Source organism: Trinickia sp. HAY1-2D, from assembly GCF_056754935.1.
Genome location: NZ_JBPGWX010000002.1, coordinates 2,233,707 through 2,256,786 on the forward strand (window position 1 = coordinate 2,233,707; position 23,080 = coordinate 2,256,786).

21 protein-coding genes are annotated in these 23,080 nt (G+C 63.5%); 2 read left to right on the forward strand and 19 right to left on the reverse strand.

Features of this window, described 5'->3' with window-relative positions:
* Positions 1 to 84: 84 nt before the first annotated feature.
* The 17 genes from ACR9ZC_RS17560 to ndk all read right to left on the reverse strand — a co-directional run bounded on the left by ACR9ZC_RS17560 (position 85) and on the right by ndk (position 18,910).
* On the reverse strand, positions 85 to 1,977 hold the full coding sequence (locus ACR9ZC_RS17560; protein ID WP_481581271.1) for a potassium transporter Kup: 1,893 nt from the start codon (positions 1,975 to 1,977) through the stop codon (positions 85 to 87).
* A 145-nt stretch (positions 1,978 to 2,122) separates the two neighbouring features.
* Complete coding sequence (locus ACR9ZC_RS17565; RefSeq protein WP_481581272.1) at positions 2,123 to 2,695, reverse strand: phosphoribosyltransferase; 573 nt, start codon at positions 2,693 to 2,695, stop codon at positions 2,123 to 2,125.
* A 15-nt stretch (positions 2,696 to 2,710) separates the two neighbouring features.
* A complete protein-coding gene (locus ACR9ZC_RS17570) occupies positions 2,711 to 4,057 on the reverse strand; it encodes an adenylosuccinate synthase (RefSeq protein ID WP_481581273.1) in 1,347 nt (448 codons plus the stop codon).
* Positions 4,058 to 4,180: 123 nt separating this feature from the next.
* Positions 4,181 to 5,335, reverse strand: a complete 1,155-nt coding sequence (locus tag ACR9ZC_RS17575; RefSeq protein WP_481581274.1) for an ATP phosphoribosyltransferase regulatory subunit — start codon at positions 5,333 to 5,335, stop codon at positions 4,181 to 4,183.
* 39 nt (positions 5,336 to 5,374) lie between these two features.
* A complete protein-coding gene (locus tag ACR9ZC_RS17580; RefSeq protein ID WP_331569780.1) occupies positions 5,375 to 5,566 on the reverse strand; it encodes a DUF2065 domain-containing protein in 192 nt (63 codons plus the stop codon).
* A gap of 42 nt (positions 5,567 to 5,608) precedes the next feature.
* A complete protein-coding gene (gene hflC, locus ACR9ZC_RS17585) occupies positions 5,609 to 6,517 on the reverse strand; it encodes a protease modulator HflC (protein ID WP_481581275.1) in 909 nt (302 codons plus the stop codon).
* 13 nt (positions 6,518 to 6,530) lie between these two features.
* Complete coding sequence (gene hflK, locus ACR9ZC_RS17590) at positions 6,531 to 7,886, reverse strand: FtsH protease activity modulator HflK (RefSeq protein WP_481581276.1); 1,356 nt, start codon at positions 7,884 to 7,886, stop codon at positions 6,531 to 6,533.
* Positions 7,887 to 7,918: 32 nt separating this feature from the next.
* Positions 7,919 to 9,121, reverse strand: coding sequence for a GTPase HflX (gene hflX / locus ACR9ZC_RS17595; protein WP_331569923.1), 1,203 nt, complete (start codon positions 9,119 to 9,121; stop codon positions 7,919 to 7,921).
* A 76-nt stretch (positions 9,122 to 9,197) separates the two neighbouring features.
* Complete coding sequence (gene hfq, locus ACR9ZC_RS17600; RefSeq protein WP_035930711.1) at positions 9,198 to 9,434, reverse strand: RNA chaperone Hfq; 237 nt, start codon at positions 9,432 to 9,434, stop codon at positions 9,198 to 9,200.
* A 142-nt stretch (positions 9,435 to 9,576) separates the two neighbouring features.
* Entirely contained in the window at positions 9,577 to 10,914 is a 1,338-nt protein-coding gene (der, locus tag ACR9ZC_RS17605; RefSeq protein WP_481581277.1) for a ribosome biogenesis GTPase Der, read from the reverse strand.
* Between the two features lie 274 nt (positions 10,915 to 11,188).
* Entirely contained in the window at positions 11,189 to 12,334 is a 1,146-nt protein-coding gene (gene bamB / locus ACR9ZC_RS17610) for an outer membrane protein assembly factor BamB (protein ID WP_481581278.1), read from the reverse strand.
* Between the two features lie 101 nt (positions 12,335 to 12,435).
* The gene (locus ACR9ZC_RS17615) at positions 12,436 to 13,065 is read right to left on the reverse strand and encodes a tetratricopeptide repeat protein (protein ID WP_331569790.1); all 630 of its coding nucleotides are present in this window, start codon (positions 13,063 to 13,065) and stop codon (positions 12,436 to 12,438) included.
* Between the two features lie 71 nt (positions 13,066 to 13,136).
* Positions 13,137 to 14,477, reverse strand: coding sequence for a histidine--tRNA ligase (hisS, locus tag ACR9ZC_RS17620; RefSeq protein ID WP_481581279.1), 1,341 nt, complete (start codon positions 14,475 to 14,477; stop codon positions 13,137 to 13,139).
* Between the two features lie 25 nt (positions 14,478 to 14,502).
* Positions 14,503 to 15,807: a flavodoxin-dependent (E)-4-hydroxy-3-methylbut-2-enyl-diphosphate synthase gene (ispG, locus tag ACR9ZC_RS17625; protein WP_481581280.1), complete on the reverse strand. Its 1,305-nt coding sequence runs from the start codon at positions 15,805 to 15,807 to the stop codon at positions 14,503 to 14,505.
* 99 nt (positions 15,808 to 15,906) lie between these two features.
* The gene (locus ACR9ZC_RS17630) at positions 15,907 to 17,043 is read right to left on the reverse strand and encodes a RodZ domain-containing protein (protein WP_481581281.1); all 1,137 of its coding nucleotides are present in this window, start codon (positions 17,041 to 17,043) and stop codon (positions 15,907 to 15,909) included.
* Positions 17,044 to 17,234: 191 nt separating this feature from the next.
* A complete protein-coding gene (gene rlmN, locus ACR9ZC_RS17635; RefSeq protein ID WP_481581282.1) occupies positions 17,235 to 18,371 on the reverse strand; it encodes a dual-specificity RNA methyltransferase RlmN in 1,137 nt (378 codons plus the stop codon).
* 113 nt (positions 18,372 to 18,484) lie between these two features.
* Positions 18,485 to 18,910, reverse strand: a complete 426-nt coding sequence (ndk, locus tag ACR9ZC_RS17640; RefSeq protein ID WP_331569800.1) for a nucleoside-diphosphate kinase — start codon at positions 18,908 to 18,910, stop codon at positions 18,485 to 18,487.
* A gap of 246 nt (positions 18,911 to 19,156) precedes the next feature.
* On the opposite strand from ndk, the gene ACR9ZC_RS17645 reads away from it, so the two are divergent.
* Entirely contained in the window at positions 19,157 to 19,855 is a 699-nt protein-coding gene (locus ACR9ZC_RS17645; protein ID WP_173257213.1) for a Bax inhibitor-1/YccA family protein, read from the forward strand.
* A 66-nt stretch (positions 19,856 to 19,921) separates the two neighbouring features.
* Here ACR9ZC_RS17645 and rlmD read toward each other — a convergent pair whose 3' ends face one another.
* Positions 19,922 to 21,301 (reverse strand): 23S rRNA (uracil(1939)-C(5))-methyltransferase RlmD, encoded by a 1,380-nt coding sequence (gene rlmD, locus ACR9ZC_RS17650; protein WP_481582704.1) that lies wholly within the window; start codon positions 21,299 to 21,301, stop codon positions 19,922 to 19,924.
* A gap of 107 nt (positions 21,302 to 21,408) precedes the next feature.
* On the opposite strand from rlmD, the gene ACR9ZC_RS17655 reads away from it, so the two are divergent.
* Positions 21,409 to 22,263, forward strand: a complete 855-nt coding sequence (locus ACR9ZC_RS17655; protein WP_481582705.1) for an endonuclease/exonuclease/phosphatase family protein — start codon at positions 21,409 to 21,411, stop codon at positions 22,261 to 22,263.
* A 30-nt stretch (positions 22,264 to 22,293) separates the two neighbouring features.
* Here the strand turns inward: ACR9ZC_RS17655 and ACR9ZC_RS17660 are convergent, their stop codons facing one another.
* Positions 22,294 to 23,073: a 3'-5' exonuclease gene (locus tag ACR9ZC_RS17660; protein ID WP_481581283.1), complete on the reverse strand. Its 780-nt coding sequence runs from the start codon at positions 23,071 to 23,073 to the stop codon at positions 22,294 to 22,296.
* Positions 23,074 to 23,080: the final 7 nt, after the last annotated feature.

Consider the following 23,080-nt stretch of genomic DNA (forward strand, 5'->3'; position numbering starts at 1 on the left):
AACGGAAAATGCCCGTGTCGAAGCCAGACACGGGCATTTTTGCATATGAGCCCGCGCCGCCTTCGGCGTCGGGCAAGCCGCCGCTCAAATCTCGATCTTCGTGCCCAACTCGACGACCCGATTGGCCGGAATACTGAAGAAGTCCGTGGGCTTGGCCGCGTTCTGGTGCATCCAGGCGAACACGCGCTCGCGCAGAATCGACATGCCGGGCAACTGTGTCGGCACAACCGTTTCGCGGGCGAGGAAAAACGACGTATCCATGAGTTCGAACGTCATTCCGTACAGCCTGCTGATTTCCGACAGCACCGCTTTCACGTCGGGCGTTTCGTTGAACCCGTAAGCGGCCTTCACCATGAACAAGCCGCCGCCCTCGTCTTTGATCGCGACGCGCTCGTCGTCCTTGACGTATGGGATGTCGCGCGTGACGAATGTCAGAAACAGCGTGCGCTCATGCAGCACCTTGTTGTGCTTGAGGTTGTGCAGCAGGCTGACGGGCACGAGCGTATCGCTGCCCGTCAAGTAGATCGCCGTGCCCGAGACCCGATGCGGCGGGTGCGCAAGCAAGCCCTGCAGGAACGGCGCGAGCGGGATGCCGTCAGCGGCGGTACGCTCCTTGACGAGCAACCGCCCCTTGTGCCAAGTCATCAGCAGGAAGAAGAGCAATGCGCCGATGCCGAGCGGCAGCCAGCCGCCCTCGGCCACCTTCAGCAGGTTCGCACCGAAAAACGCGAGGTCGACGACGATGAAGGTTGCGATGATGAGCGCAACGAGCAGCTTGTTCCAGTTCCACACTTTGACCATCACGACGCAAGCCAGCACGGTCGTAATGACCATCGTCGTCGTGACGGCGATGCCGTATGCCGCCGCGAGATTATCGGAGCTCTTGAACCCGATGACGATCATCAGAATCACGAAGAGCAGCATCCAGTTCACGACGGGAACATAAATCTGACCGATTGCAAGATCCGACGTATGGAGGATCTTCATGCGAGGAACGTAGCCGAGCTGAATAGCCTGGCTCGTAAGCGAATAAGCACCTGAAATGACTGCCTGCGAAGCAATGACCGTTGCGATGGTGGAGAGTACGACGAGCGGCAGCGTGGCCCAGTCGGGCGCCATGAGAAAGAACGGATTCGCGAGCGCACTATGATCGTGCATGAGCAGCGCGCCCTGCCCAAAGTAGTTCAGTACGAGCGAAGGCATGACGATGCAATACCAGCCCACGCGGATCGGCTTCGCGCCGAAATGGCCCATATCGGCATACAGTGCCTCGGCACCCGTCAGTACGAGAAACACCGAGCCGAGCACCACATAGGCCTGCAGAAGATGACGGCTCATGAATGTCATCGCGTAGTACGGATTGAGCGCGGCGATGATGCCGGGTTCGCGAATCACATGCGCCACACCGAGCACGGCTAGCGTGATGAACCAAACGATCATGATCGGCCCGAAGAGCTTGCCGACCAGCGAGGTGCCGTGCCGCTGAATCCAGAACAGTGCGATGAGGATCACGATCGTGATCGGTATGACGAGATGCGAAAGCTGCGGTGTGGCAACCTCGAGGCCTTCGACCGCGGACATGACCGAAATAGCCGGCGTGATGACCGCATCGCCATAGAACATGCAAGCGCCGAAGATGCCGAGCATCAACAAGGTGGACGATGTCCGTCCCTTGCTCGTAAACGGCCGAAGCGAGAGCGCCATCAGCGCGAGCACACCGCCCTCGCCGTTGTTATCGGCCCGCATGACGAACAGGACGTATTTGATCGAGACGACAACGACTATCGCCCAGAAAAGCAGCGAAATAACGCCAAGAATGGACGCATCGGTCAATGGAATGCCATGCGACTCGCTGAATGCTTCTTTGAGCGCATACAGCGGGCTCGTGCCGATGTCGCCAAATACGACGCCAATGGCGGCCAGAGCAAGCGCAGGTAAGGAGTGCTGGCGGATATGATCGTGGCCGTTATCAGTCATAGGCGAAGAAATGTAGAGCGGATCAGCGGGCAGCGAGCGCTATTCTAGCGGTGCTTGCACGGCGCGCACATACAAAAAAGCGGAGTCGGTCGACTCCGCCGCCATGCGACTCGTCCGCATCCGCGATTTTTCGCCGCCGGGCACGTTATGTGCCGGATGGCGACCCGGCCGTGCCGCGTTTGATCCACGCGGCAAGATTATGGGGGCGCACGGTGTCCCACTCCTCGAACGGCTGATGGATCCACGGGTTCGTTGGCAGGTACTGCACGAAGTAATCGGGCTTCACCTGCGAGCAGCCCTTGTACCAGAGCACAGCCGAGCGCACGGCGGCCACGGCCGGATACCGCTCTTTCAGGTGTTGCTGAACCCGGGCAAGCGTCACGCCCGAATCGACGAGATCGTCAACGAGCAGCACGTTGCCCGACAATTCGCCGCGCGTCATCGTGATGTACTGCGCGATGTCGAGCTCGCCTTGCTGCGTACCCGCTGCCTCGCGGTACGAGCTCGTCGCAAGAATGGCCAGCGGCAAATCGTAGATGCGGGAGAGCTGATCGCCCACACGCAAGCCGCCACGCGCGAGACACAGAATCTTGTCGAATGTCCATCCTGAATCGTGCACCGCGAGCGCGAGCATCTCGATCAGCCGGTGGTATTCGTCCCAGCTGATCCAAAGGTTCTTCTCGTCGTTGCGCGCATCCGCCATCGAGAATGTCGTCATGTCCCGCACCGCCCGTTACACCTTGAACGGATGACGCAGCAGGATCGTTTCGTCCCGGTCCGGACCCGTCGAGACCATATCGATCGGCACGCCCGCCACTTCCTGAACACGCGTCAGATACGCCTGCGCGGTCGCCGGCAGCTCGCTCCACTGCGTGATCCCGATCGTGCTCTCCTTCCAGCCGCCGAACGTCTCGTAGACCGGCTCGCAGCGCGCCACCTCGGCGGCACCCCGCGGAAGCAGATCGACATCCTTGCCGTCGATCTTGTAGCCGACACACAACTTCACTTCGTCAAGCCCGTCGAGCACATCGAGCTTCGTCATGCACAGCCCCGACACGCCGTTGATCTGGATCGAGCGGCGCAGCGCGGCGGCGTCCAACCAGCCGGTGCGACGCGGCCGGCCCGTCACCGAGCCGAATTCCTTGCCGACGTTCGCGAGCGTCACGCCGACCGTCTCCTGCCGATTTGGATTGTCCGCATCGTAGAGTTCGCTCGGGAATGGCCCCGCGCCGACACGCGTGCAGTACGCTTTCGTGATCCCGAGGATGTAATGAAGCTTTTGCGGCCCGACACCTGCGCCGGCGGCGGCGGCACCGGCCACGCAATTACTCGATGTCACGAACGGATAAGTACCGTGATCGATGTCGAGCAGCGTGCCTTGCGCACCCTCGAACAGCAGGTTGCGCCCCGCGGCGTTTTCGTCGTACAAGCGCCGCGATACATCGGTGACCATGGGCCCGATGCGTTCGGCGTAGCCGAGCATCGTGTCGAGCGTTTGCTGGAAATCGACCGCCGGAGCACCCAGATACTGGGTCAGCACGAAATTATGAAAATCGAGGTTGTCCCGCAGACGCTCGGCGAAAGCCGCCGGGGCAAACAGATCCTGAACGCGCAACGCGCGCCGGCCTACCTTGTCTTCGTACGCGGGGCCGATGCCACGGCCCGTCGTGCCGATCTTGCCGGCGCCTCGGCGCAACTCGCGCCCCTGGTCGATGGCAACGTGGTACGGGAGGATCAGTGTGGCCGCTTCGGAGATGAAGAGGCGCCGCCGCACATCGAGGCCGGCTGCTTCGAGCTCTTCGATTTCCTTGAAGAGCGCCTCCGGCGAGAGCACGACACCGTTGCCGATATAGCAGGCCACGTCCGCACGCATGATGCCCGACGGGATCAGACGCAGGATGGTTTTTTTGCCACCGATGATGAGCGTATGGCCGGCGTTATGACCGCCCTGGAAACGCACGACGCCTTGCGCGTGGTCCGTCAGCCAGTCGACGATCTTGCCTTTGCCTTCATCACCCCATTGAGTCCCGACGACGACGACGTTGCGTCCCTGGGCTGCGTTCACTGCACTGGCAGACATGTTGATTCTTGAGCTGGTTAAAAACGTATTCTACCCATGTTCGCCGGGCGTTCCGACTTTTTCGTTTCGCGTCAACGGCATGGGATTCCTGGACGATGCGGCACCGGTCGCGGTGCGCGCGACTTACGGCCGTCGCACCTCGACTACCCACGCGCCGTCGCGCTCGATGAGCACGCGATCGCAGGCGAATTCGTCGAGGTCGTGATCGTGGCCCGGCAACGCCTGAATGACGATTTCTCCCGCATCGCGCAGAGCGGCGACGCTGGCACGTAACGCGTCGTCATGCCGCCACGGTGCCAGGATCGCACTGCTGCGCGCCTGGGCCGGCAAAATCCGGGCAAGCTCGCGCAGATCGAGCGAAAAACCGGTGGCCGCGCGGGCGCGCCCATACGCCTGACCGACATGGTCGTAGCGCCCGCCCCGCGCAACGGCATTCGATACGCCATCCACGTAGGCGGAAAACATGACACCGCTGTGATAGGCATAGCCACGCAGATCGGCCAGATCGATCGTCACTTCGGCTCCCTCGACTTGCGCCGCGAGGAACGCCAGGTCATCGAGCGCCTGCGCGATATCGGGCCATTGCGGCAGACGCTGCCGCGCTAGCTCGAGCACCGATGCGTCGCCATAGAGCGAAGGCAACAGCCGCAGCGCGTCGCGGATGGGTGCGTCGAGCCCTTGCGTGAGTTCGTCGAGGCGCGCGACGTCCTTGCCCGCGAGCGCCTCGTAAAGCGTCTCGCCCATGGCCGCCGCGGCCGGTTCGCGCGCGAACAACGCGGCGAGTACGCCGGCATGGCAAAGATCGAGCCGGACCTTGTCGAACCCGGCCAGCCGCATGGCATCGAGCATCAACTGCTGAACTTCGACATCGGCTTCCAACCCCGCGTGACCGTAGAGCTCGGCGCCTACCTGAATCTGCTCGCGCGTCGCGTGGAGTCCGCGCGGCCGGGTATGCAACACACTGCCCGCGTAACAAAGCCGCGTAACGCCCTGCCGATTCAGCAGATGCGCATCGATGCGCGCCACCTGGGGTGTCGTATCGGCTCTGAGTCCCAGCGTGCGACCCGATAACTGGTCGACAAGCTTGAACGTGCGCAGATTGAGGTCCGCGCCGCCGCTCGTGAGAAGCGATTCGAGATATTCCAGCAGCGGCGGCATCACCAGCTCATAGCCGTAGGCGCGAAACCGATCGAGCAGCGCGCGGCGCAACTCCTCGATCTTTCGCGCTTCCGACGGCAGCACATCGGCAATATTCTCGGGAAGCAGCCAGGTCGACATTCAGGTGAGTCCTACGACATTAATGGATAACGCACGGCCTCATGTGGCCACGAGAAGCAACACGAGACCCAACGCCATGACGATGAGCCCGCCGACGCGAATATGATGCGTCGGGCGTGCCGCAATTTTACGGAACGTCTCCCGCCACGCGGTCGGGAATACGAACGGGAACATGCCCTCGATAATGAGCATCAACGCGACCGCAAGCAGTAACGAGCCAGCCATGTCCATACGCTTTCAGCCGCGGCCCGATGAGCGCGGCGTCCCCTCTTGTCAGTGTTTTTTCGGCGCAGCCTCGGCGCGGGTGGCCGCATCGGCATTGCCGCCGGAGCTGCGCATGAAGCGGAAAAACTGGCTGTCCGGATCGACGACGATCACGTCGTTCGGCTTGAACACCGCCCGATAGGCCTGCATGCTCTGATAAAACTGATAGAAACCCGGGTCCCGGCTGAACGCGTCCGCAGCGATTTCCGCGGCTTTTGCATCGCCTTGACCCTTGATCGTCTGGGCCTGTTTGTATGCGTCGGCCAGCACGGTCTGGCGCTGCCGGTCGGCGTCCGCCTTGATCGCCTCTGCCTGCGCGGCACCGTCCGCGCGTGCCGCGCTCGCCGCCTGCTCGCGCTCCGCCGCCATGCGTTTGTAGACGGTGTCGGACATGTTCCCTGCAAAATCGACGCGCACGAGTTGCAGATCGACGACATCGATACCGAGCGAACGGGCACCGTTCGCCATCGCCTCGCGGGCACTCGCCGCAATCTGAGTCTGATGCGAAAGGGTATCGGTCAGCGTGCGCTTGCCGAGCGCATCGGCGAGCGCCTCGCGCGCGAGCGCGCTCAGACGCTCGGGAGCACTTTGCAGGTCGCCCCCGGTAGTCGCAAACAGCTTGAGCGGTTCGACGACGCGATACTTCAGGAGCGGACTGACGAGCAGATCGCTTTTGTCCGACGTCGTGTAGCGATCGGGATTGCCGGCATCGACGGTCTGGATGCGCATATCCATGCGCGCCGCCGCTTGAAGGGGGGTGGGCAGCTTGAAATGCAGGCCTGGGCCGACGACCGTCGGGTCCGCGTGGCCGCGCGAATAGACGATGGCGACATGCCGCTGATCGACGACTACGAGCGTGGATGCGCCCGCGAACAGCAGCAAGACGACGACGATGACGAGCGCAACGATACGGTTCATGATCAGGCGCCCCTCATTGCTGCAAATCGTCTTCGCGCGAGCGGCTTCGGAACCCGTCGCGTGAACGTACCGCGTCGCTCGCGGCGGCCGCGCGGCTTGCGGGAGAGGCGACGGCCGGTGCGGCCGCAGAAGCGCCCTGCGTGGGCGCCGCGGCAGACGATGCGGGCGCTGGCGCCCCCGGCGCCGCCTGAGCATCGCCCGCGCCTCGTCCCTTCGCCTCGATCAGCTTGTCGAGCTGCAACTGGACGACGCTCGACCCCGCTTTCGTGTCGACGAAAACCTTGGTCGTGTTCGAATAGATGTCACGCATGGTATCGAGATACATTCGCTCGCGCACGATGGCGGGCGCCTTGGCGTACTGGGCATAAACCTGAGAGAAACGATCCGCGTCGCCTTGGGCCTGCGTCACCACGCGCTCGGCATAAGCCTTCGCATCGTCGATCGAGCGGGCGGCATCGGCTTGCGCGCGCGGCAGAACTTCGTTCGCGTACGCCTGCGCTTCGCGCTTCATGCGCTCACGGTCGTCTTTCGCCCGAAGCGCATCGTCGAACGCCGCTTGCACCTGCTGTGGCGGCTCGATGCTCTGAATCGTCACGCCGGCAACGGTCAGCCCCGCGCGATACAGGTCGAGCGAGCGCTGAATCGCGGTGGCCAATTGCTGGCTCAGTTGATCGCGATTCTGATCGAGCAGCGCCTGCGTGCCGCTCGCGCCGACAATCGCGCGCGCCGCCGCCTGAGCGGCCTGCGTCACGCTGCGATCGGGGTCGACCGCGTGAAAGAGGTAGTCGGTCGGCGATTTGACCTGGTATTGCACACTGAAGCGCACGTTGAGGATGTCGCCATCCCGCGTGAGCATCGAGGCATCCATCAGGTTGCCGTCGTTCACGGCATTGCGCCGACCGACTTCGACCGAGCGGATCTCCGCTACGTTGACGATTTCGCTCGTCTCGAACGGATACGGCGAGCGCAGATGGACACCAGGGCCCACCGTCCTGCGCAATTTTCCGAACTGCAGCACGACGCCGGTTTGGCCGTCTTGTACGACGAAAACGCCACTGCCGATGTAGATCGCCACGAGTACGCCGATGACGATGCCGACACCCACGCGCGCGGCACGCCCGTTATCGGGCCGGCGTTCGCCCGGCCCGGGGCCGCCGCCCTTGCCGCCGAAAAGCCGCGAAAGGCGCCGATTGAATTCGCGCCACATCTCGTCGAGATCCGGCGGCCCTTCGCCGTTGCCGCGCCCACGGTTCGGCTCGTTCGGACGCTGCCGGTCGCCGTTGCCGTCGCTGCGCCCCCAACGAGGATCGCTGATGGAAAGAATGGCGCGCGCACGCATCCAGAAACTCCGCTCGTTGTATTCGTTCACCTGTGTTCGTTCGCTCGAGTTGGGAGAGCCGGTCAATGCAGATCGGAGCGGCGCACAACCGCCATTCCGTCCAGTCGCGGTACGTCGAAATCTTTGTGCTCGTCCGCCGCTGCCTGGGGTTCCGGCAGCGCCCGCCCGGTGTCTGGGAGATGTTCTGAGGTGGCGATCTCGGCGATGGCTGCGCGCAGCGAATCGAGTCCTTGCCCCGTGCGCGCGCTCAAAAAGACGCGCGAGATATTACCATACTCGTCGCGCTCGACCGCGTCCTTGCGAGCCTCGAGTTCCGGCACCGCATCGATCTTGTTGAAGACGAGGACTTGCCGCACGGTATCCGCGCCGATCTCGCGCAAGACCTCGTTCACTTGATCGATCTGATCGAGCCGCACGCCGCTCGACGCGTCGACGACATGCAGCAGCACATCCGCATGGATCGTCTCCTCCAGCGTCGCGCGAAACGCAGCCACGAGTTGGTGCGGCAACTCGCGAATGAACCCGACCGTATCGGACACCACGACCTGGCCGGCCTCGTCGCCGAGGAACACGCGCCGCGATGTCGTATCGAGCGTGGCGAACAGTTGATCGGCCGCATAGGCTTGCGCCTTCGTCAACGCATTGAAGAGCGTGGATTTGCCTGCGTTCGTGTAGCCCACGAGCGAGACCGACAACGTGCGGTTACGCTGGCGCTGGCGGCGCTGCGTGCCATGCTGGCGCTGCAGCTTCGCGAGGCGCGTCTTGAGCATCTTGATACGGTCGCCGATGAGCCGCCGGTCCGTCTCGAGCTGCGTTTCGCCGGGCCCGCGCAGGCCGATACCGCCTTTTTGCCGCTCGAGGTGAGTCCAAGCGCGCACGAGCCGCGTTGCGATGTACTGCAACTGAGCAAGCTCCACTTGGAGCTTGCCCTCGTGGCTGCGGGCACGCTGGGCGAAGATGTCGAGAATGAGGCTTGTCCGATCGATCACGCGCCGATTAAGCGCCCGCTCCAGATTGCGTTGCTGTGCCGGTGCGAGCGAATGGTTGAAGATGACGATTTCGATGTCGTTCGCCTCGCAGGCGAGGCGCAACTCCTCGGCCTTGCCGCTGCCGACGAACAGCGCGGCATCGGGGCTGGACCTGCGCCCCGTCAACATCACGGCGGGATGGGCGCCCGCGCTTTGCGCGAGCAGGCTGAGTTCTTCGAGACTGGCTTCGAAGTCGATCTTGCCGAAATCGATGCCGACGAGCGCTGCGTTGATCAAATTGGTGGACGTCAAATTGGAGGGGCCGGCACGGCGGCGCGGTGCAAATGCCGCCATGCCGTCCGCAATGATGGGTTCAGGACGTCTCGGCGTCCGGATGGAAATTGACCGGACGGGCGGGAACGACCGTCGAAATAGCGTGCTTGTAAACCATCTGAGTAACGGTATTCCGGAGCAACACGACGTACTGGTCGAACGATTCGATGTTCCCTTGCAGCTTGATGCCGTTGACCAGATAAATCGAGACAGGCACGTGCTCTTTGCGCAGTGCGTTCAAAAACGGGTCTTGTAACAATTGCCCTTTGTTGCTCATAGCAAACTCCGTCGTTTTTTTGCAGGTTGGATCCACATCGACGCCGAAGAAAAAGAGATCCGGCGTCAATCGCTACACTATAGCCGATTTTCGTTGGCGCACGCGGTGCCCGGCCGTCCGGCCGATCCTTCGTCGGAGCCGGTCAGCTCTTGTCCGCGTAGGGGTTCGCCGATGAGCGAAACTCTATGCGCAATGGAGTTCCGGTCAGCGAGAAAGTTTCTCTGAAGCGGTTCTCGAGGTACCGTTTATAGGTATCCGTCACCGCATCGAGCGCATTACCGTGAATCACGATGATCGGGGGATTCTGCCCCCCCTGGTGCGCGTAACGCAGTTTCGGGCGTACGGGTCCGCGACGCCGCGGCTGCTGGAACTCGACCGCTTCGATGAGCGCACGCGTGAGCTTCGGCGTCGGCAGTTTCGCCATGGCCGCGGCATACGCCGCGTCGACGGAGCGCATCAACGCGCCAATGCCGGACTTCTCCGTGGCGGAAACGAAATGGAATTTGGCGAATTCCAGGAACTTCAGCTTGCGCTTCAGATCGGCCTTCGTGCGTTCGCGCACATGTTCGTCGAGTCCATCCCATTTGTTGACACCGACGACGAGCGCGCGCCCCTGCTCGACGACGAATCCTGCGATATGCGCGTCCTGATCGGAAATATCCTGACGCGCATCGAGCAGCAAAATGACGACGTTTGCATCGGCAATCGATTGCAGTGTCTTGACGACCGAGAACTTCTCGACGGCCTCGAATACCTTGCCCCGACGGCGTAACCCGGCCGTGTCGATGAGCGTGTAGTGGCGGCCCTGCCGCTCGAAGTCCACATAGATCGAATCGCGCGTCGTGCCGGGCATGTCGAACGCAATGACGCGATCCTCCCCGATCAGCGCATTGACCAGGGTGGACTTGCCCACGTTCGGGCGGCCGACGATGGCGATCTTGACGCCGTGCGCAGCCTGGTCCGCCTCCGCTTCGTCAGGACGGCCCGAATACGCGATCTCGAGCGCATCGTTGATCATTTCGGTGACACCGTCGCCGTGCGCGGACGAAATCGCCCGCGGATCGCCGAGTCCAAGCTCGTAGAAATCCGCCGCGACGGCGGTGTACTTCATGCCTTCCGCCTTGTTGACGACGAGCATGATAGGCCGCCCCGTCTTGCGCAGGTACTCGGCGATCGACTTGTCCTGCGGCGCCAGGCCGTTGCGGCCGTCGACGATGAAAACCACGACGTCGGATTCCTCGACCGCTTGCCGCGTCTGGCGAGCCATCTCGTGAAGGATGCCGTCCTTCGCCACGGGCTCGAAGCCTCCGGTGTCGACGACGAGATAAGGTCTGTCGCCCGCGCGCCCCTCACCGTAATGGCGATCGCGCGTGAGACCCGGCAAGTCGGCGACGAGAGCGTCCCGCGAGCGAGTGAGCCGATTGAACAGCGTGGATTTCCCCACATTGGGGCGCCCAACGAGGGCAATAACGGGTTTCATGAGATGTCATCAAAGTAAAGCGCCGGTGCCGTGATCGGCACCGGATGGCGCGCGCGTTGCCTGAAGCGCCGGCGCCCGGGCAGCGCGGCTTCGCGCGGCGCGCGCCGTAAAAGGCCTGTCGTCTTGCCGCACGTTATCACGATCGCGTCATGACGCCCATGCGGGGCGCGACCGACGGGCCGCGCCGTGCGAAACCGGCGGCTGCCTCATCGATAGGGAAAGGCCGGCACGGAGCGGCCCAGGGCGGCTAGCCAGGCGCCGCCCGCTTTTGCGCTCAGCGCGGGCGGAAACCGAATAAGTTGCCGTCCTTCGTCTGAACGACCAGCGTATCGCCCGCTACCACGGGCGGCGCGCTGATACGACTGCCGTCGGTCGGTACGCGCGCCACGAACGAGCCGTCGTCGCGCGAGAGGAAATGTACAAAGCCCTTGTAATCGCCAAAGACGGCCGACGGCCCGAGCAACAGCGGTGCGCTCAGATCGCGATTCTTGAGCTTGTCGTTACGCCAGAGCACGTGGCCGTCGCTGGCGCCGAATGCCTCCGCGACGGACCAATCGTCGCTCGAGATCACCGTGGCGCCGTCTTGCGCCACCCCCGTCGTGCTCGAGAACGGCTGTTCCCAAATCGGTCGTCCCGAATTCGCATCGAAGCAGCCGATGCGCCCCTGGAACGTCGCGGCGCAAGCTTCGGCGCCCACGAGAACCGGCGCGCCCGTCACGTCGTTGATCCGCTCGACTTCGGTGACGCCCTTCGGGAACGACACGGGCGCCTGCCAGTAATCGTCGCCCGTCTTCAAGTCGATCGCGGCCAGCCCGCCGCCCGGGAATCCGGCCAGCACCGCCGCGTCGCCCGCGAAGGTCATTCCGGCCGACACGCGCAGATTGAGCGGCACCGCCCGGTTGTGATAGACCCACTTGAGCTCGCCGGTCTGCGCATTGAACGCATTGATCTGTCCGTCGATCGTGCGCACGAGCACGAGCCCGTTGCCGACGAGCGGCGGCGAGATGACCTCGCCCGGTACATCGGATTTCCAGAGTTGCTTGCCGTTCGCATCGAGCACATAGACGCCGCCGCGCACCGCGCCGACCGCCGTCAAGGTGCCGTCGCTGCCGACGCCGGCCGTCAGATCGGTGTGAAGCTTGGTGTGCCAGATTTCCTTGCCCGTCTTGGCATCGATCTTCGCCACGGCGCCGCCCGCGCCAGCCGCATAGACCGCGTCGCCGACCGCAATCGGAGAAAACAGGTAGCGCCCCGCCTTGCCGACGCTCGCGCGCCAGACGCGCTCGACCGTGAGGGCGGGCTTGAACTCCGTAAGCGGTGTCGGCACGCGACGCTCGTCCTTGGAAGACGAGCAGGCTGTCATCGCGAGGACGGTCATCGCACAAGCAACGGGCACGGCGAAACGTTTCAGCAAATTCATTGGAGGGCGAAGCATCGTCTAGGGTTGATCAATCGAGGCGAGCGGCGCTGCCTATGCGGCAACCGCCCGACGGCGAACCGGCGCGCCATCGCTGAGCCGGCTCAGCTGCCCAGCGCGTCGAGCTTGAATTGAATCAGCTGACGCGCGGACGTGTCGCTCTTCGCCAGTGAATCGAGTGCGACCTGATAGGCGGCACGCGCGTCGTCGCGTTTGCCGCCAGCGGCCAGCAGATCGCCGCGACGGTCGGCTACGACGCCCTTGAACCCCTCGGGTGGCGTGCCGGCCAGTAATGCAAGGCCCGCATCGTACGACTTCTCGTCGAGCAGGACGCCCGCGAGCCGCAGCTTCGCGATTTCCTTGTATTCGTCGTCCTTCGCGTGGTCGATCGCCCATTGCAGCTGGGTTTTTGCCGCCGCGATATCGCCGGCCTCGTACAACGCCTTGGCCGCGGCGAGCGCGGTCATTTGGGCATACGCCGTGCCGTCGTACCGCGATTCCATGTCGGCGGCATCCCGCACCACGTTCGCCTTGTTCTTCGACGAAACCGCCTGCTGCACTTGCTCGTACAGCACCGCCGCTTGAGCCGCCTCGCGTCGTTGCCAGAAATTCCAACCGTTCCAGGCGGCAGCGGCAAGGAGCGCAACGAGGACGATCCAGGTCGCCGCGTTACCCCACTGCGCCCACCAGGCCTTGAAGCTCTCTATCGATTCTTGTTCGTCGTGATAACTCATCGCCAAGCGATTCCTTCTTTCCTGCGTCTTGTGATTGTCGGGTCGCCGTCATGCGCCGCACGGGGCGTGCATCAATCCTCGCCGTCTTCGGCGGTTGCAACCATCGCATTGATTAGAAATTCGGTCAAGTTTTCGACCTGAACGCTGCGTTGTTCGCTTTTCTCGCCCGCAGCGCCCGTTTCGCGCAACGGCTTGACCGCCACCGTCCCGCTCGCGACCTCGTCTTCGCCGAGGATGACGGCGAACGCGGCTCCGCTCGCATCGGCGCGTTTCATCTGCGATTTGAAGCTCGCCGACGCGCCGTCGGCGCTGCAGTGCAAGACGACGTCGAGGCCCGTATCGCGCAAGCGCTCGGCGATCACGAACGCCTGCTCGCGCGCGGCGTCGCCCTGGTGGACGACATAGACATCGCAACCTTCTTCCTGCGGCACGAGCCCATCTTCCTTCAGCAGCTCGAGAATGCGCTCCACGCCCATCGCCCATCCGCACGCGGCGGTCGGCTTGCCGCCCAGTTGCTCGATGAGCGGATCGTAGCGGCCACCGGCGGCCACGGTGCCTTGCGCGCCGAGCTTGTCGGTGACCCACTCGAATACGGTCAGGTTGTAATAGTCGAGCCCGCGTACGAGCCGCGGATTGATCGAGAACGGCAGGTTGTTGGCCTTCAAGAGCCGCTGCAGTCCTTCGAAGTGCGCACGCGACTCCTCGCCGAGGAAGTCGATGAGCTTCGGCGCATTTTGCGCGATTTCCTGCAGCGCGGGATTCTTCGTATCGAGCACGCGCAGCGGGTTCGTGTAGAGGCGGCGTTTCGCGTCCTCATCGAGCGCATCGACATGCTGTTCGAGATACCGGATCAGTTCGATGCGATGCGCGGCACGCTCTTCGGCCAGACCGAGCGAGTTGATTTCCAGCCGAATACCGGTCAAGCCGAGGTCATCCCACAAGCGCTGGCACATGAGGATGATCTCGGCATCGGTGTCGGGGCCCGCAAAGCCCAGCGCTTCCACGCCGACCTGGTGAAACTGCCGGTAACGCCCGCGCTGAGGCCGCTCGTGACGAAACATCGGACCGACGTACCAAAGCCGCTTCGGACCGTCGTAAAGCAGATTGTGCTCGATGCAGGCGCGTACGACGGCCGCGGTGTTTTCCGGGCGCAGCGTCAGATTTTCGCCGTTCAGCGCATCGACGAAGCTGTACATCTCCTTCTCGACGATATCGGTCACCTCGCCGATACCGCGTGTGAACAGCTGCGTGTGCTCGACGATGGGCGTACGGATGTTCTGATAGCCGTACGCACGCAGCATCGACTTCACGGTGGACTCGAAAAACTCCCAGAGCGCGGCATCCTGCGGGAGGATGTCGTTCATGCCTTTCACGCCGGTCAGTTTCTCGAGCTTCTTTTTCGGTTCAGTCATACTGGATTGTGTTGGCGATTGACGCTCAGTTCGCGACGACAGCGCGGCCATACCGGCGCTCGACGTAGTCGCTCACGATTTGCTGGAATTCCTCGGCGATGCGCTCTCCGCGCAGCGTCTTGACCTTTTCCCCGTCGATGAAGACAGGCGCGGCGGGGTTTTCTCCCGAGCCCGGCAGGCTGATGCCGATATTCGCCTGCTTCGATTCGCCCGGACCGTTGACGATGCATCCCATCACGGCGACATGCATCTTCTCGACGCCGGGGTACTGCTCGCGCCAAACGGGCATCTGCGCGCGCAGATAGGACTGGATCTGCGCGGCCAGTTCCTGGAACAGCGTGCTCGTCGTACGGCCGCACCCTGGGCAAGCAATGACCATCGGCGTGAACGAACGCAGTCCCATGGTCTGCAGTATCTCCTGGCCCACGATGACTTCGCCGGTACGCGACGCACCGGGCTCGGGCGTGAGCGAGATGCGGATCGTATCGCCGATGCCTTGCTGCAGCAGCACGCCCAGCGCGGCTGTCGAAGCGACGATGCCTTTCGAACCCATCCCGGCCTCCGTCAGCCCGAGATGCAGCGCGAAGCGGCAGCGGCGCGCAAGCTCACGATAGACGGCGATCAGATCCTGCACGCCGCTCACTTTGCACGACAGAATGATTTTGTCGCGCGAGAGGCCAAGTTCCACGGCGCGCTCCGCGGAGCCGATGGCCGATTGGATCAGCGCCTCGTACATGACGCTTTGCGCATCCCAGGGTGAGCTGCGCGCCGCGTTTTCATCCATCATCCGCGCGAGCAGATCCTGGTCGAGGCTGCCCCAATTGACGCCGATGCGCACGGGCTTGTCGTAACGGATCGCGGCCTCGATCATCTGCGCGAACTGCGTGTCGCGCTTGGCGCCCTGCCCGACGTTGCCGGGGTTGATCCGATATTTCGACAGCGCCTCGGCGCAGCCCGGATAGTCACGCAGCAACAAATGGCCGTTGTAATGGAAATCGCCGACGAGCGGCACGAACACACCCATGCGATCGAGCTGTTCGCGAATGGCCGGTACCTCCCGTGCGGCTTCCGGCGTATTCACGGTGATACGGACGAGCTCGGAGCCGGCCTGAGCCAGCTCTTTCACCTGGATTGCCGTGCCGATCGCGTCGGCCGTATCCGTGTTCGTCATCGATTGAATGCGCACGGGAGCATCCCCGCCGATCGTCACCAGCTGACCGCCCCACCGGACGTCCACGGCATGCGAGACGCGGCGCGGAGCGGGGCCGCCGAAAATCGGCTCGGACGAACAAATCTGGCTGCTGCTGTCGGATTGCATCGAAAGACCCATTGTTGCTGATTACGCTACGTGCTCCGCGCGCTCATGAGCGGCGGTTCACCCATGTAAGAGGCGCCACAGCGGCGGCGGCGCCGGCGCCCACGCTCATACTCACGGCAGCGTGAAGCGCGCGACATTGCCTTTAATCGGACCGTACTTCGCGGCCTCGACGGGCTTGCCGTCAACCGTGACCGACTGAAGGCCCGCCCGATTGCCCGCGATCACCTTCAAAGGCGCTTGGCCCGTCACTTGTTTGGTATCGCCAGCGTGCACGATACCCGAGAACACTTCCTTGCCTGCCTTGTCGCGTACGCTGAACCAGCTGTCCTGCGTCACGGCGAACGAAAGCGTCGTGGCACCCGCCGGAACGGCCGACGCCTCGGCCGGCGTTGCCGCGCTCGCCGCGGCGAGCGCTGGCGCTTGCGCGGCCGGTGCCGGTGTTACCGCGGCAGCCGGCGCCTGTGCCGGCGGCAAGGGCTGCTGCGCCGAAGCCGGAGTGGCGGCGGAAAGCGATGCAAGCGGGGTGGGCGTGAGCGCCTGTCCTTCGCTTGCATCGCCGGCAACCGCGGCCGGCGCGCTGGCCGGCGCGAACCCGGTATCCGCGGCGGCCGCGGTACCCGATGCGATCGTCTGTCCTTGCGCGGTCGTCGTCGACGGACCGCTCGAATTCGCCGCCGCACCGTTCGCGCTCGCTTTCAGGCGCGCGAGCCAAGCCGGCGGTTGACCGCCGCTATGCCACATGACGAGCGCAACGAGCCCGACGGCGACAGCGGCAACCCCCCACCACCACGAGCGGTGCCTCGGCGTGCCGCCCAACGAAACCGAGACGCGCCCGCGCGGCAAATCGGTGCCCGTCGATGCCGGCATCGAAAGATCGGGCTCCGGCTCGCCTTTCTCGCGGCGCAACGCCTGCACGAACGGCGCCGCGTCGACGCCCAGCATCTTGGCGTAGCTGCGCACGACCCCGAGCGCGAACGTCGTGCCCGGAAAATGGCTGACGTCGCCCGACTCCAGCGCTCGCATCTTGGCCGGCGGTACCTTCAGCCGTGCCGACACATCGTCGATCGACCATCCCTTCGCCTCGCGCAACTGCGCGAGGCATGCCCCCGCCGCTGCAAGCGAGCCGAACGAGGCCGCGATTGCCGCGTGCCCCGATTGTGGCGCGGCACGATGCCCGGTCGAAACCGGCCCCGATTGTCCCTCGCCCGTCTGAGTGCCCTCTGTATGCGGATGCTGCGGCTCACTCATCCCTGATCCTCGCGTCGATTCTTTTTCACCTGTGCGCCCCGGTTCGACTTTTCGTCCGCCGGATTCGCAGACCGTTTATAACAAAATGCGCTGCACCACGTATCGCTTCCGTGCTTCTTGCTGCTTTCTGCCGCTTCTTGACACTTCGTGGCCCGTCGTGCCGACAGGGGTGTTGCGCCCGCTACGGGCATTCACTGAGCGCGCCGCAGCTCGATGACCCGGCTTGACCGCTCCATCCGCTCGGCTACGCGCGTGCGATCCTTGACGGCCCCCGCGAGCTGACCGCAGGCGGCATCGATGTCGTCTCCGCGCGTCTTGCGCACGGTCGTCACGACCCCGGCATCGATGAGAATCTGAGCGAACCGTTTGATGCGCTCGGCTTTCGAGCGCAGGAGCCCCGACTCCGGAAACGGATTGAACGGAATGAGGTTGAACTTGCACGGCACGTCGGCGGTCAGCGCGAGGAGCTCCCTTGCGTGGGTCTCGCTGTCGTTGACGCCGTCCAGCATGCAGTACTCGAATGTGATGAAATCGCGCGGCGCCACGGTCAGATAGCGCCGGCACGCAGCCATCAACTCGGCGAGCGGGTATTTCTTGTTCAGCGGCACCAGTTCGTCGCGCAATGCGTCGTTCGGTGCGTGCAACGATACAGCGAGCGCCACCGGCACATCGGCGCCGAGCCGGTCCATCATCGGCACGACTCCCGAAGTGGAGACCGTGACACGCCGGCGCGACAACCCGTAGGCGTTATCGTCGAGCATCAGCCGCAACGCCGGCACGAGCGCATCGTAATTGAGTAGCGGCTCGCCCATGCCCATCATCACCACATTGGTGATGACGCGCTCGCCCTTGCCCGTTTCGGCGCCGCCCGAGGCCGCGCGCAACGCGAACTCGGCCATGCGCAACTGCCCGATGATCTCGCCTGTCGTCAGATTACGGGAAAAACCCTGCTTCCCAGTGGAACAAAAACGGCAGTTGACGGCGCATCCCGCCTGTGACGACACGCACAGCGTGCCGCGCGTTTCCTCGGGAATGAAAACGGTCTCGACCGCGTTCCCGTTGCCGACGTCGACGAGCCATTTGCGCGTGCCGTCGGCCGAGACGTGATCGCTGACGACGGCCGGCATCGTCAGCGTCGCGCGGCCCTTGAGCTTTTCGCGCAGCGACTTCGCGAGGTCGGTCATGCCGTCGAAGTCGGCGGCGTTGTATTGATGGATCCAACGCTGCAACTGCTTGGCGCGAAACGCCTTCTCGCCCAGGCTGTCGCAATAGGCGACGAGACCCTCGGCGTCGAGATCGAGAAGGTTGACGGATGAACTGCTCGTCATATCGAATCCTGCTGTTTCACTGCGTCAGCACCGGTCGTGCCAGCGCCCGCATCGCGTGCGAAGCCGACCGGTGCCGTTCGCGCCCTATCGGGCATTGCGCCCGAGCGCGCTCGTCAGCGCGAATAAACGTTGATCTCGGGGAAGAAGAAACCGATTTCCACGCGAGCGGTTTCCGCCGCATCCGAGCCGTGCACGGCATTGGCGTCGATGCTGTCGGCGAAGTCCGCGCGAATCGTTCCCTTGTCGGCCTTCTTCGGATCCGTTGCGCCCATCAGATCGCGGTTCTTGAGAATCGCGTCCTCGCCTTCGAGCACTTGCACCATGACGGGGCCCGAAATCATGAATTCCACGAGATCCTTGAAAAACGGACGCGCGGCGTGCACGGCGTAGAATTTCTCAGCATCGGCGCGCGAAAGCTGCGCCATCCGGGCCGCCACGATCTTGAGGCCCGCATTCTCAAAGCGGCTGTAGATCTGCCCGATCACGTTTTTTGCCACTGCGTCAGGCTTGATAATCGACAGGGTACGCTCGATCGCCATAAAAACTCCAAAAAATTAAGGGGTTACGATTTCTAACGAATCTGCAATTGTAGCATGTTCCGGTGTATGATTGCGATTGAACCCTTACGAGGGTGAAAGGTTCGAATGAATAGGATGCCGGTCGCATACGCGGCCGTTGAAACTCGCGGCGCCCGTACCTATCTTAGTGTCGGGATGGCCTGGAAAAACGCCCTGTCGCGTGTTCGAGCCTGCCCAACGTCACTGCGTCTTACGCAAGGAGAAAGCATGAACGACTATCCGTACAACTTCGGCCGCGGCGGCGCCATCGCCACGGCGGAAACCCGCAACCGCGTGCTACGGAACACTTATTGGCTGCTCGCGCTGTCGATGGTGCCGACGGTGCTCGGGGCTTGGGTCGGCGTCGTGTCGGGCTTCTCGCTCTTTGCCGCGACGAGCCCCGCCATGAGCCTGCTCGCGTTTTTCGCGATCGCATTCGGCTTCATGTTCGCGATCGAGCGGACGAAAAACAGCGGCGTCGGCGTTGTCGTGCTGCTCGGCTTCACGTTCTTCATGGGCCTCATGCTGTCGCGGCTGCTGAGCTTCATCCTCGGCTTCTCGAACGGCCCTTCGCTGATCATGCTGGCCTTCGGCGGTACCGGCGTCATCTTTACGGCCATGGCAACGATCGCCACGGTCAGCAAGCGTGACTTCTCCGGGCTGGGCAAGTGGCTCTTCATGGGCGTGATCGTCTTGTTGCTGGCAATGGTCGCGAACATGTTCCTGCACCTGCCCGCACTGATGCTGACCGTCTCGGTGCTCGCCATCGCGATCTTTTCGGCCTACATGCTGTTCGATGTGCAGCGCGTCGTGAACGGCGGCGAGACGAATTACATCACGGCCACGCTCGCGATCTACCTGGATCTTTACAACGTGTTCGTCAATCTGCTCTCGCTGCTCGGGATTTTCGGCGGTAACCGCAACTAATCGAGCGCTGCCAGCCACAGAAAAACCGGCCTTCGGCCGGTTTTTTTTCGCCTGGTCTCTTCGGGCTCAGTCCCGCTCGAAAAGCGCAATCGATTCGACGTGCGAAGTGTGCGGAAACATGTTGACCACGCCGGCGCCCTTGAGCCGATATCCAGCTTCATGCACGAGGAGCCCCGCATCGCGCGCGAGCGTCGCCGGGTTGCAGGACACGTAGACGATCCGGCTCGGCAGCGGTCCTTGTCCGCTTTGCGCAATCTCGGCGAGCCCCTTCGCAACGGCCAGCGCGCCCTCGCGCGGCGGGTCGACGAGGAATTTGTCGAACGGCCCGAGCACGCGCAGGTCGTCGGCAGTCATCTCGAAGAGGTTGCGGCAGGCGAATGACGTATGGGCGTCGACGCCGTTCGAGCGCGCGTTCTCGAGCGCTCGGGCCGTCAGCGTCTCGCTGCCCTCGATGCCCACGACTTCGCGTGCGCGCCGTGCCAGCGGCAGCGTGAAATTGCCGAGTCCGCAAAAGAGATCGAGCACGCGATCGCTCGGTGACGGCGCGAGCAAACGTACCGCACGACCGACGAGCACGCGATTGATCGCATGATTGACCTGAGTGAAGTCCGTCGGCTTGAACGGCATGCGGATGCCGAACTCGGGGAGCGTGTAATCGAGGGCGACGTCGAGCGGGTAAAACGGCACGGCGGTGTCCGGACCTTTCGGCTGCACCCAGAACTGGACGCCATGCTGATCCGCGAACTGCCGCACCTGCGCTTCGTCCTCGGCATTCATCGGTTCGAGCACGCGTAGCACGAGTGCGGTCACGCTCGAGCCTACGGCCACTTCGATCTGCGGCAGCCGCTCGCGAATCGACAGGCTTTCGACGAGCCGGCGCAGCGGCACGAGCAGCGCCGAGACGTGCGGGGGCAGCACTTCGCAGCTCGTCATATCGGCGACATAGCTGCTTTTTCTTTCATGGAAACCGACGAGCACCCCGCCCTTTTTCACCACATGGCGCACCGTGAGGCGCGCCCGGTAGCGGTAGCCCCACGTCGGCCCGTGGATCGGCCGGAACACCGTTTCCGGGCGAAGCTTCGCCAGATGCCATAGATTGTCCTCGAGTACGCGTTGCTTCACGGCCACCTGCGCGCGGGCATCGAGGTGCTGCATCGAGCAGCCACCGCAGGTGCCGAAAAACGCGCAGCGCGGCGCTGTACGCATCACGCTTTCGCGCAGAACGTCGACGACCTGCGCCTGCTCGTAGCTCGGCTTTCTCCGATAGCTCGCGTAGGTGACACGCTCGCCAGGCAAGGCCCCTTCGACAAAAATGACTTTCCCGGGCGCGCCGTTCTCATCGACGAGGCGTCCGACGCCTCGCGCATCCATGTCGAGCGAGTCGATCTCGATCATTGGGGCGGGAGCAGAGACAGTATCCGGTCTGGCAGACTTGATGCGCGGCACGATGGGGCGGGAAGATTCAGACACCGGCTTTTTCCTGGCGGAAATCGAATGAAAGGCGAGATTGTAGACGAACGACGGGGGCCAACGGCACACCGAAGGAGTCCATGATGCGGTTACTCAGCTGGAACATTCAATGGGGACGCGACGCACACGGCGTGGTCGATCTTGCGCGCACCGTCGATGAAGCCCGTAAGCTCGCGGATTTCGACATCCTTGCCCTCCAGGAGGTCACGCGCGGCTTTCGCGCCTTACCGGGCGGCCCTTCGGACGATCAATTCGCCGACCTCGCGGCCGCGCTTCCCGGTTTTACCGTGCTCGATGCGATCGGCGCAGACCTGCCGCCCACCGCCGCGGGCCTTCCCCGTCGCCAATTCGGAAACGCGCTGGCCAGCCGCTTGCCCGTCGAAAAGGTCATTCGCCACAGCTTGCCGTGGCCGGCCGACGCGAGCGGACCGTCGATGCAGCGCGTCGCGCTGGAGGCCGTGTTGCAGGCACCGCGCGGGCCGTTGCGCGTTATCGTCACCCATCTCGAATTCTATTCGCTCAGTCAACGACTCGCCCAAGTCGACGAACTGCGACGCCTGCAGCGCGAAGCGGCCGACCATGCACGCCATCCGGCACCGGCCGAAAATGCCACCGGTCCGTTCGCTCCCTCAGGCCGCCCAGTCAGCGCGATCGTCTGCGGCGACTTCAACAGCGAATTCGGATCGCCCGCGTATCGGCGCTTCATCGAACCGATCGATGACGGACCGGGCTTCGTCGATGCATGGACGTTTCTTCATCCCGGCCGTACGCCGCCGCCCACGGCGGGTGTCTATGACAAAGCGCAATGGTCCTCGGGCGCAATTCCCTGCGACTTCCTATTCGTGACCGCCGATCTGTGCGATCGCCTCGTGCGATGCGAGATCGATGGGGCTACGCAGGCTTCGGATCATCAGCCGATCGTTCTCGAGCTGCGCTAGGCGCCGCGCCATGAACGGCCAAACCGCGGACTAGGTGGTTTCGAATGCGGCCAGGTACTCGGGCCACTGCGCGCCCGGTTCCTGCGCGAGCGCGTTCTTGACGAATGCGATCTCGTCGGCGTACTCGTCAGCCGAAAATGCGCCGCGCATCAATTGAAAGCGGCAATAAAGCAGGTAGGTGTTGACCACATCCGTCTCGCAATATTGGCGGATCTCCTCGATACGCCCGTCACGGAAGGCCGTCCAGACCTGAGCACCGTCCATCCCGAGCTTGCCCGGGAACCCGCACAGCTTGGCGAGCGCGTCGAGCGGTGCATTCGCGCGGGCCTGATACATCGCGAGCACGTCCATCAAATCGGTGTGACGCGCGTGGTAGCGGCTGATGTAGTTATTCCATTTGAACTCGCGATCGTCTTCGCCCAGATCCCAATAGCGCGGAGCCGAGACGCCGTGCACGAGTGCGCGATAGTGCAGGACCGGCAGATCGAAGCCTCCGCCGTTCCATGAAACGAGTTGCGGCGTGTACTTTTCGATGACGCGATAGAAGGACTGAACCAACGCGGCTTCGCCGTCCTCGGGCGTACCGAGCGAGCGCACCCGAAAACCGCCGCGGTCGCGAAACACGCAGGAGATCGCCGCGACACGCTGGAGGTAGTGCGGGAGGAAATCGGTGCCGGTTTTTTCGCGGCGGGCTGCGAAGGCGTGCTCCGCCACCTCGACGTCGCTCATCGACTCGGGAAGGCCATCGAGCCGGCGAATGCCGGCGACATCGGGAATGGTCTCGATGTCGAAAACGAGAATCGGTGTCATCCAGGTC

What these genes read in the sequence shown, in the direction of transcription:
- ACR9ZC_RS17575 (WP_481581274.1), bottom strand. Translation starts at nt 5,335, where the DNA reads ATGTCGACCTGGCTGCTTCCCGAGAATATTGCCGATGTGCTGCCGTCG.
- ACR9ZC_RS17565 (WP_481581272.1), bottom strand. Translation starts at nt 2,695, where the DNA reads ATGACGACATTCTCGATGGCGGATGCGCGCAACGACGAGAAGAACCTT.
- hfq (WP_035930711.1), bottom strand. Translation starts at nt 9,434, where the DNA reads ATGAGCAACAAAGGGCAATTGTTACAAGACCCGTTTTTGAACGCACTG.
- ACR9ZC_RS17580 (WP_331569780.1), bottom strand. Translation starts at nt 5,566, where the DNA reads ATGGACATGGCTGGCTCGTTACTGCTTGCGGTCGCGTTGATGCTCATT.
- der (WP_481581277.1), bottom strand. Translation starts at nt 10,914, where the DNA reads ATGAAACCCGTTATTGCCCTCGTTGGGCGCCCCAATGTGGGGAAATCC.
- ispG (WP_481581280.1), bottom strand. Translation starts at nt 15,807, where the DNA reads ATGGGTCTTTCGATGCAATCCGACAGCAGCAGCCAGATTTGTTCGTCC.
- bamB (WP_481581278.1), bottom strand. Translation starts at nt 12,334, where the DNA reads ATGAATTTGCTGAAACGTTTCGCCGTGCCCGTTGCTTGTGCGATGACC.
- ACR9ZC_RS17570 (WP_481581273.1), bottom strand. Translation starts at nt 4,057, where the DNA reads ATGTCTGCCAGTGCAGTGAACGCAGCCCAGGGACGCAACGTCGTCGTC.
- hisS (WP_481581279.1), bottom strand. Translation starts at nt 14,477, where the DNA reads ATGACTGAACCGAAAAAGAAGCTCGAGAAACTGACCGGCGTGAAAGGC.
- rlmN (WP_481581282.1), bottom strand. Translation starts at nt 18,371, where the DNA reads ATGACGAGCAGTTCATCCGTCAACCTTCTCGATCTCGACGCCGAGGGT.
- ndk (WP_331569800.1), bottom strand. Translation starts at nt 18,910, where the DNA reads ATGGCGATCGAGCGTACCCTGTCGATTATCAAGCCTGACGCAGTGGCA.
- ACR9ZC_RS17660 (WP_481581283.1), bottom strand. Translation starts at nt 23,073, where the DNA reads ATGACACCGATTCTCGTTTTCGACATCGAGACCATTCCCGATGTCGCC.
- ACR9ZC_RS17560 (WP_481581271.1), bottom strand. Translation starts at nt 1,977, where the DNA reads ATGACTGATAACGGCCACGATCATATCCGCCAGCACTCCTTACCTGCG.
- ACR9ZC_RS17630 (WP_481581281.1), bottom strand. Translation starts at nt 17,043, where the DNA reads ATGAGTGAGCCGCAGCATCCGCATACAGAGGGCACTCAGACGGGCGAG.
- ACR9ZC_RS17655 (WP_481582705.1), top strand. Translation starts at nt 21,409, where the DNA reads ATGCGGTTACTCAGCTGGAACATTCAATGGGGACGCGACGCACACGGC.
- ACR9ZC_RS17645 (WP_173257213.1), top strand. Translation starts at nt 19,157, where the DNA reads ATGAACGACTATCCGTACAACTTCGGCCGCGGCGGCGCCATCGCCACG.
- ACR9ZC_RS17615 (WP_331569790.1), bottom strand. Translation starts at nt 13,065, where the DNA reads ATGAGTTATCACGACGAACAAGAATCGATAGAGAGCTTCAAGGCCTGG.
- hflC (WP_481581275.1), bottom strand. Translation starts at nt 6,517, where the DNA reads ATGAACCGTATCGTTGCGCTCGTCATCGTCGTCGTCTTGCTGCTGTTC.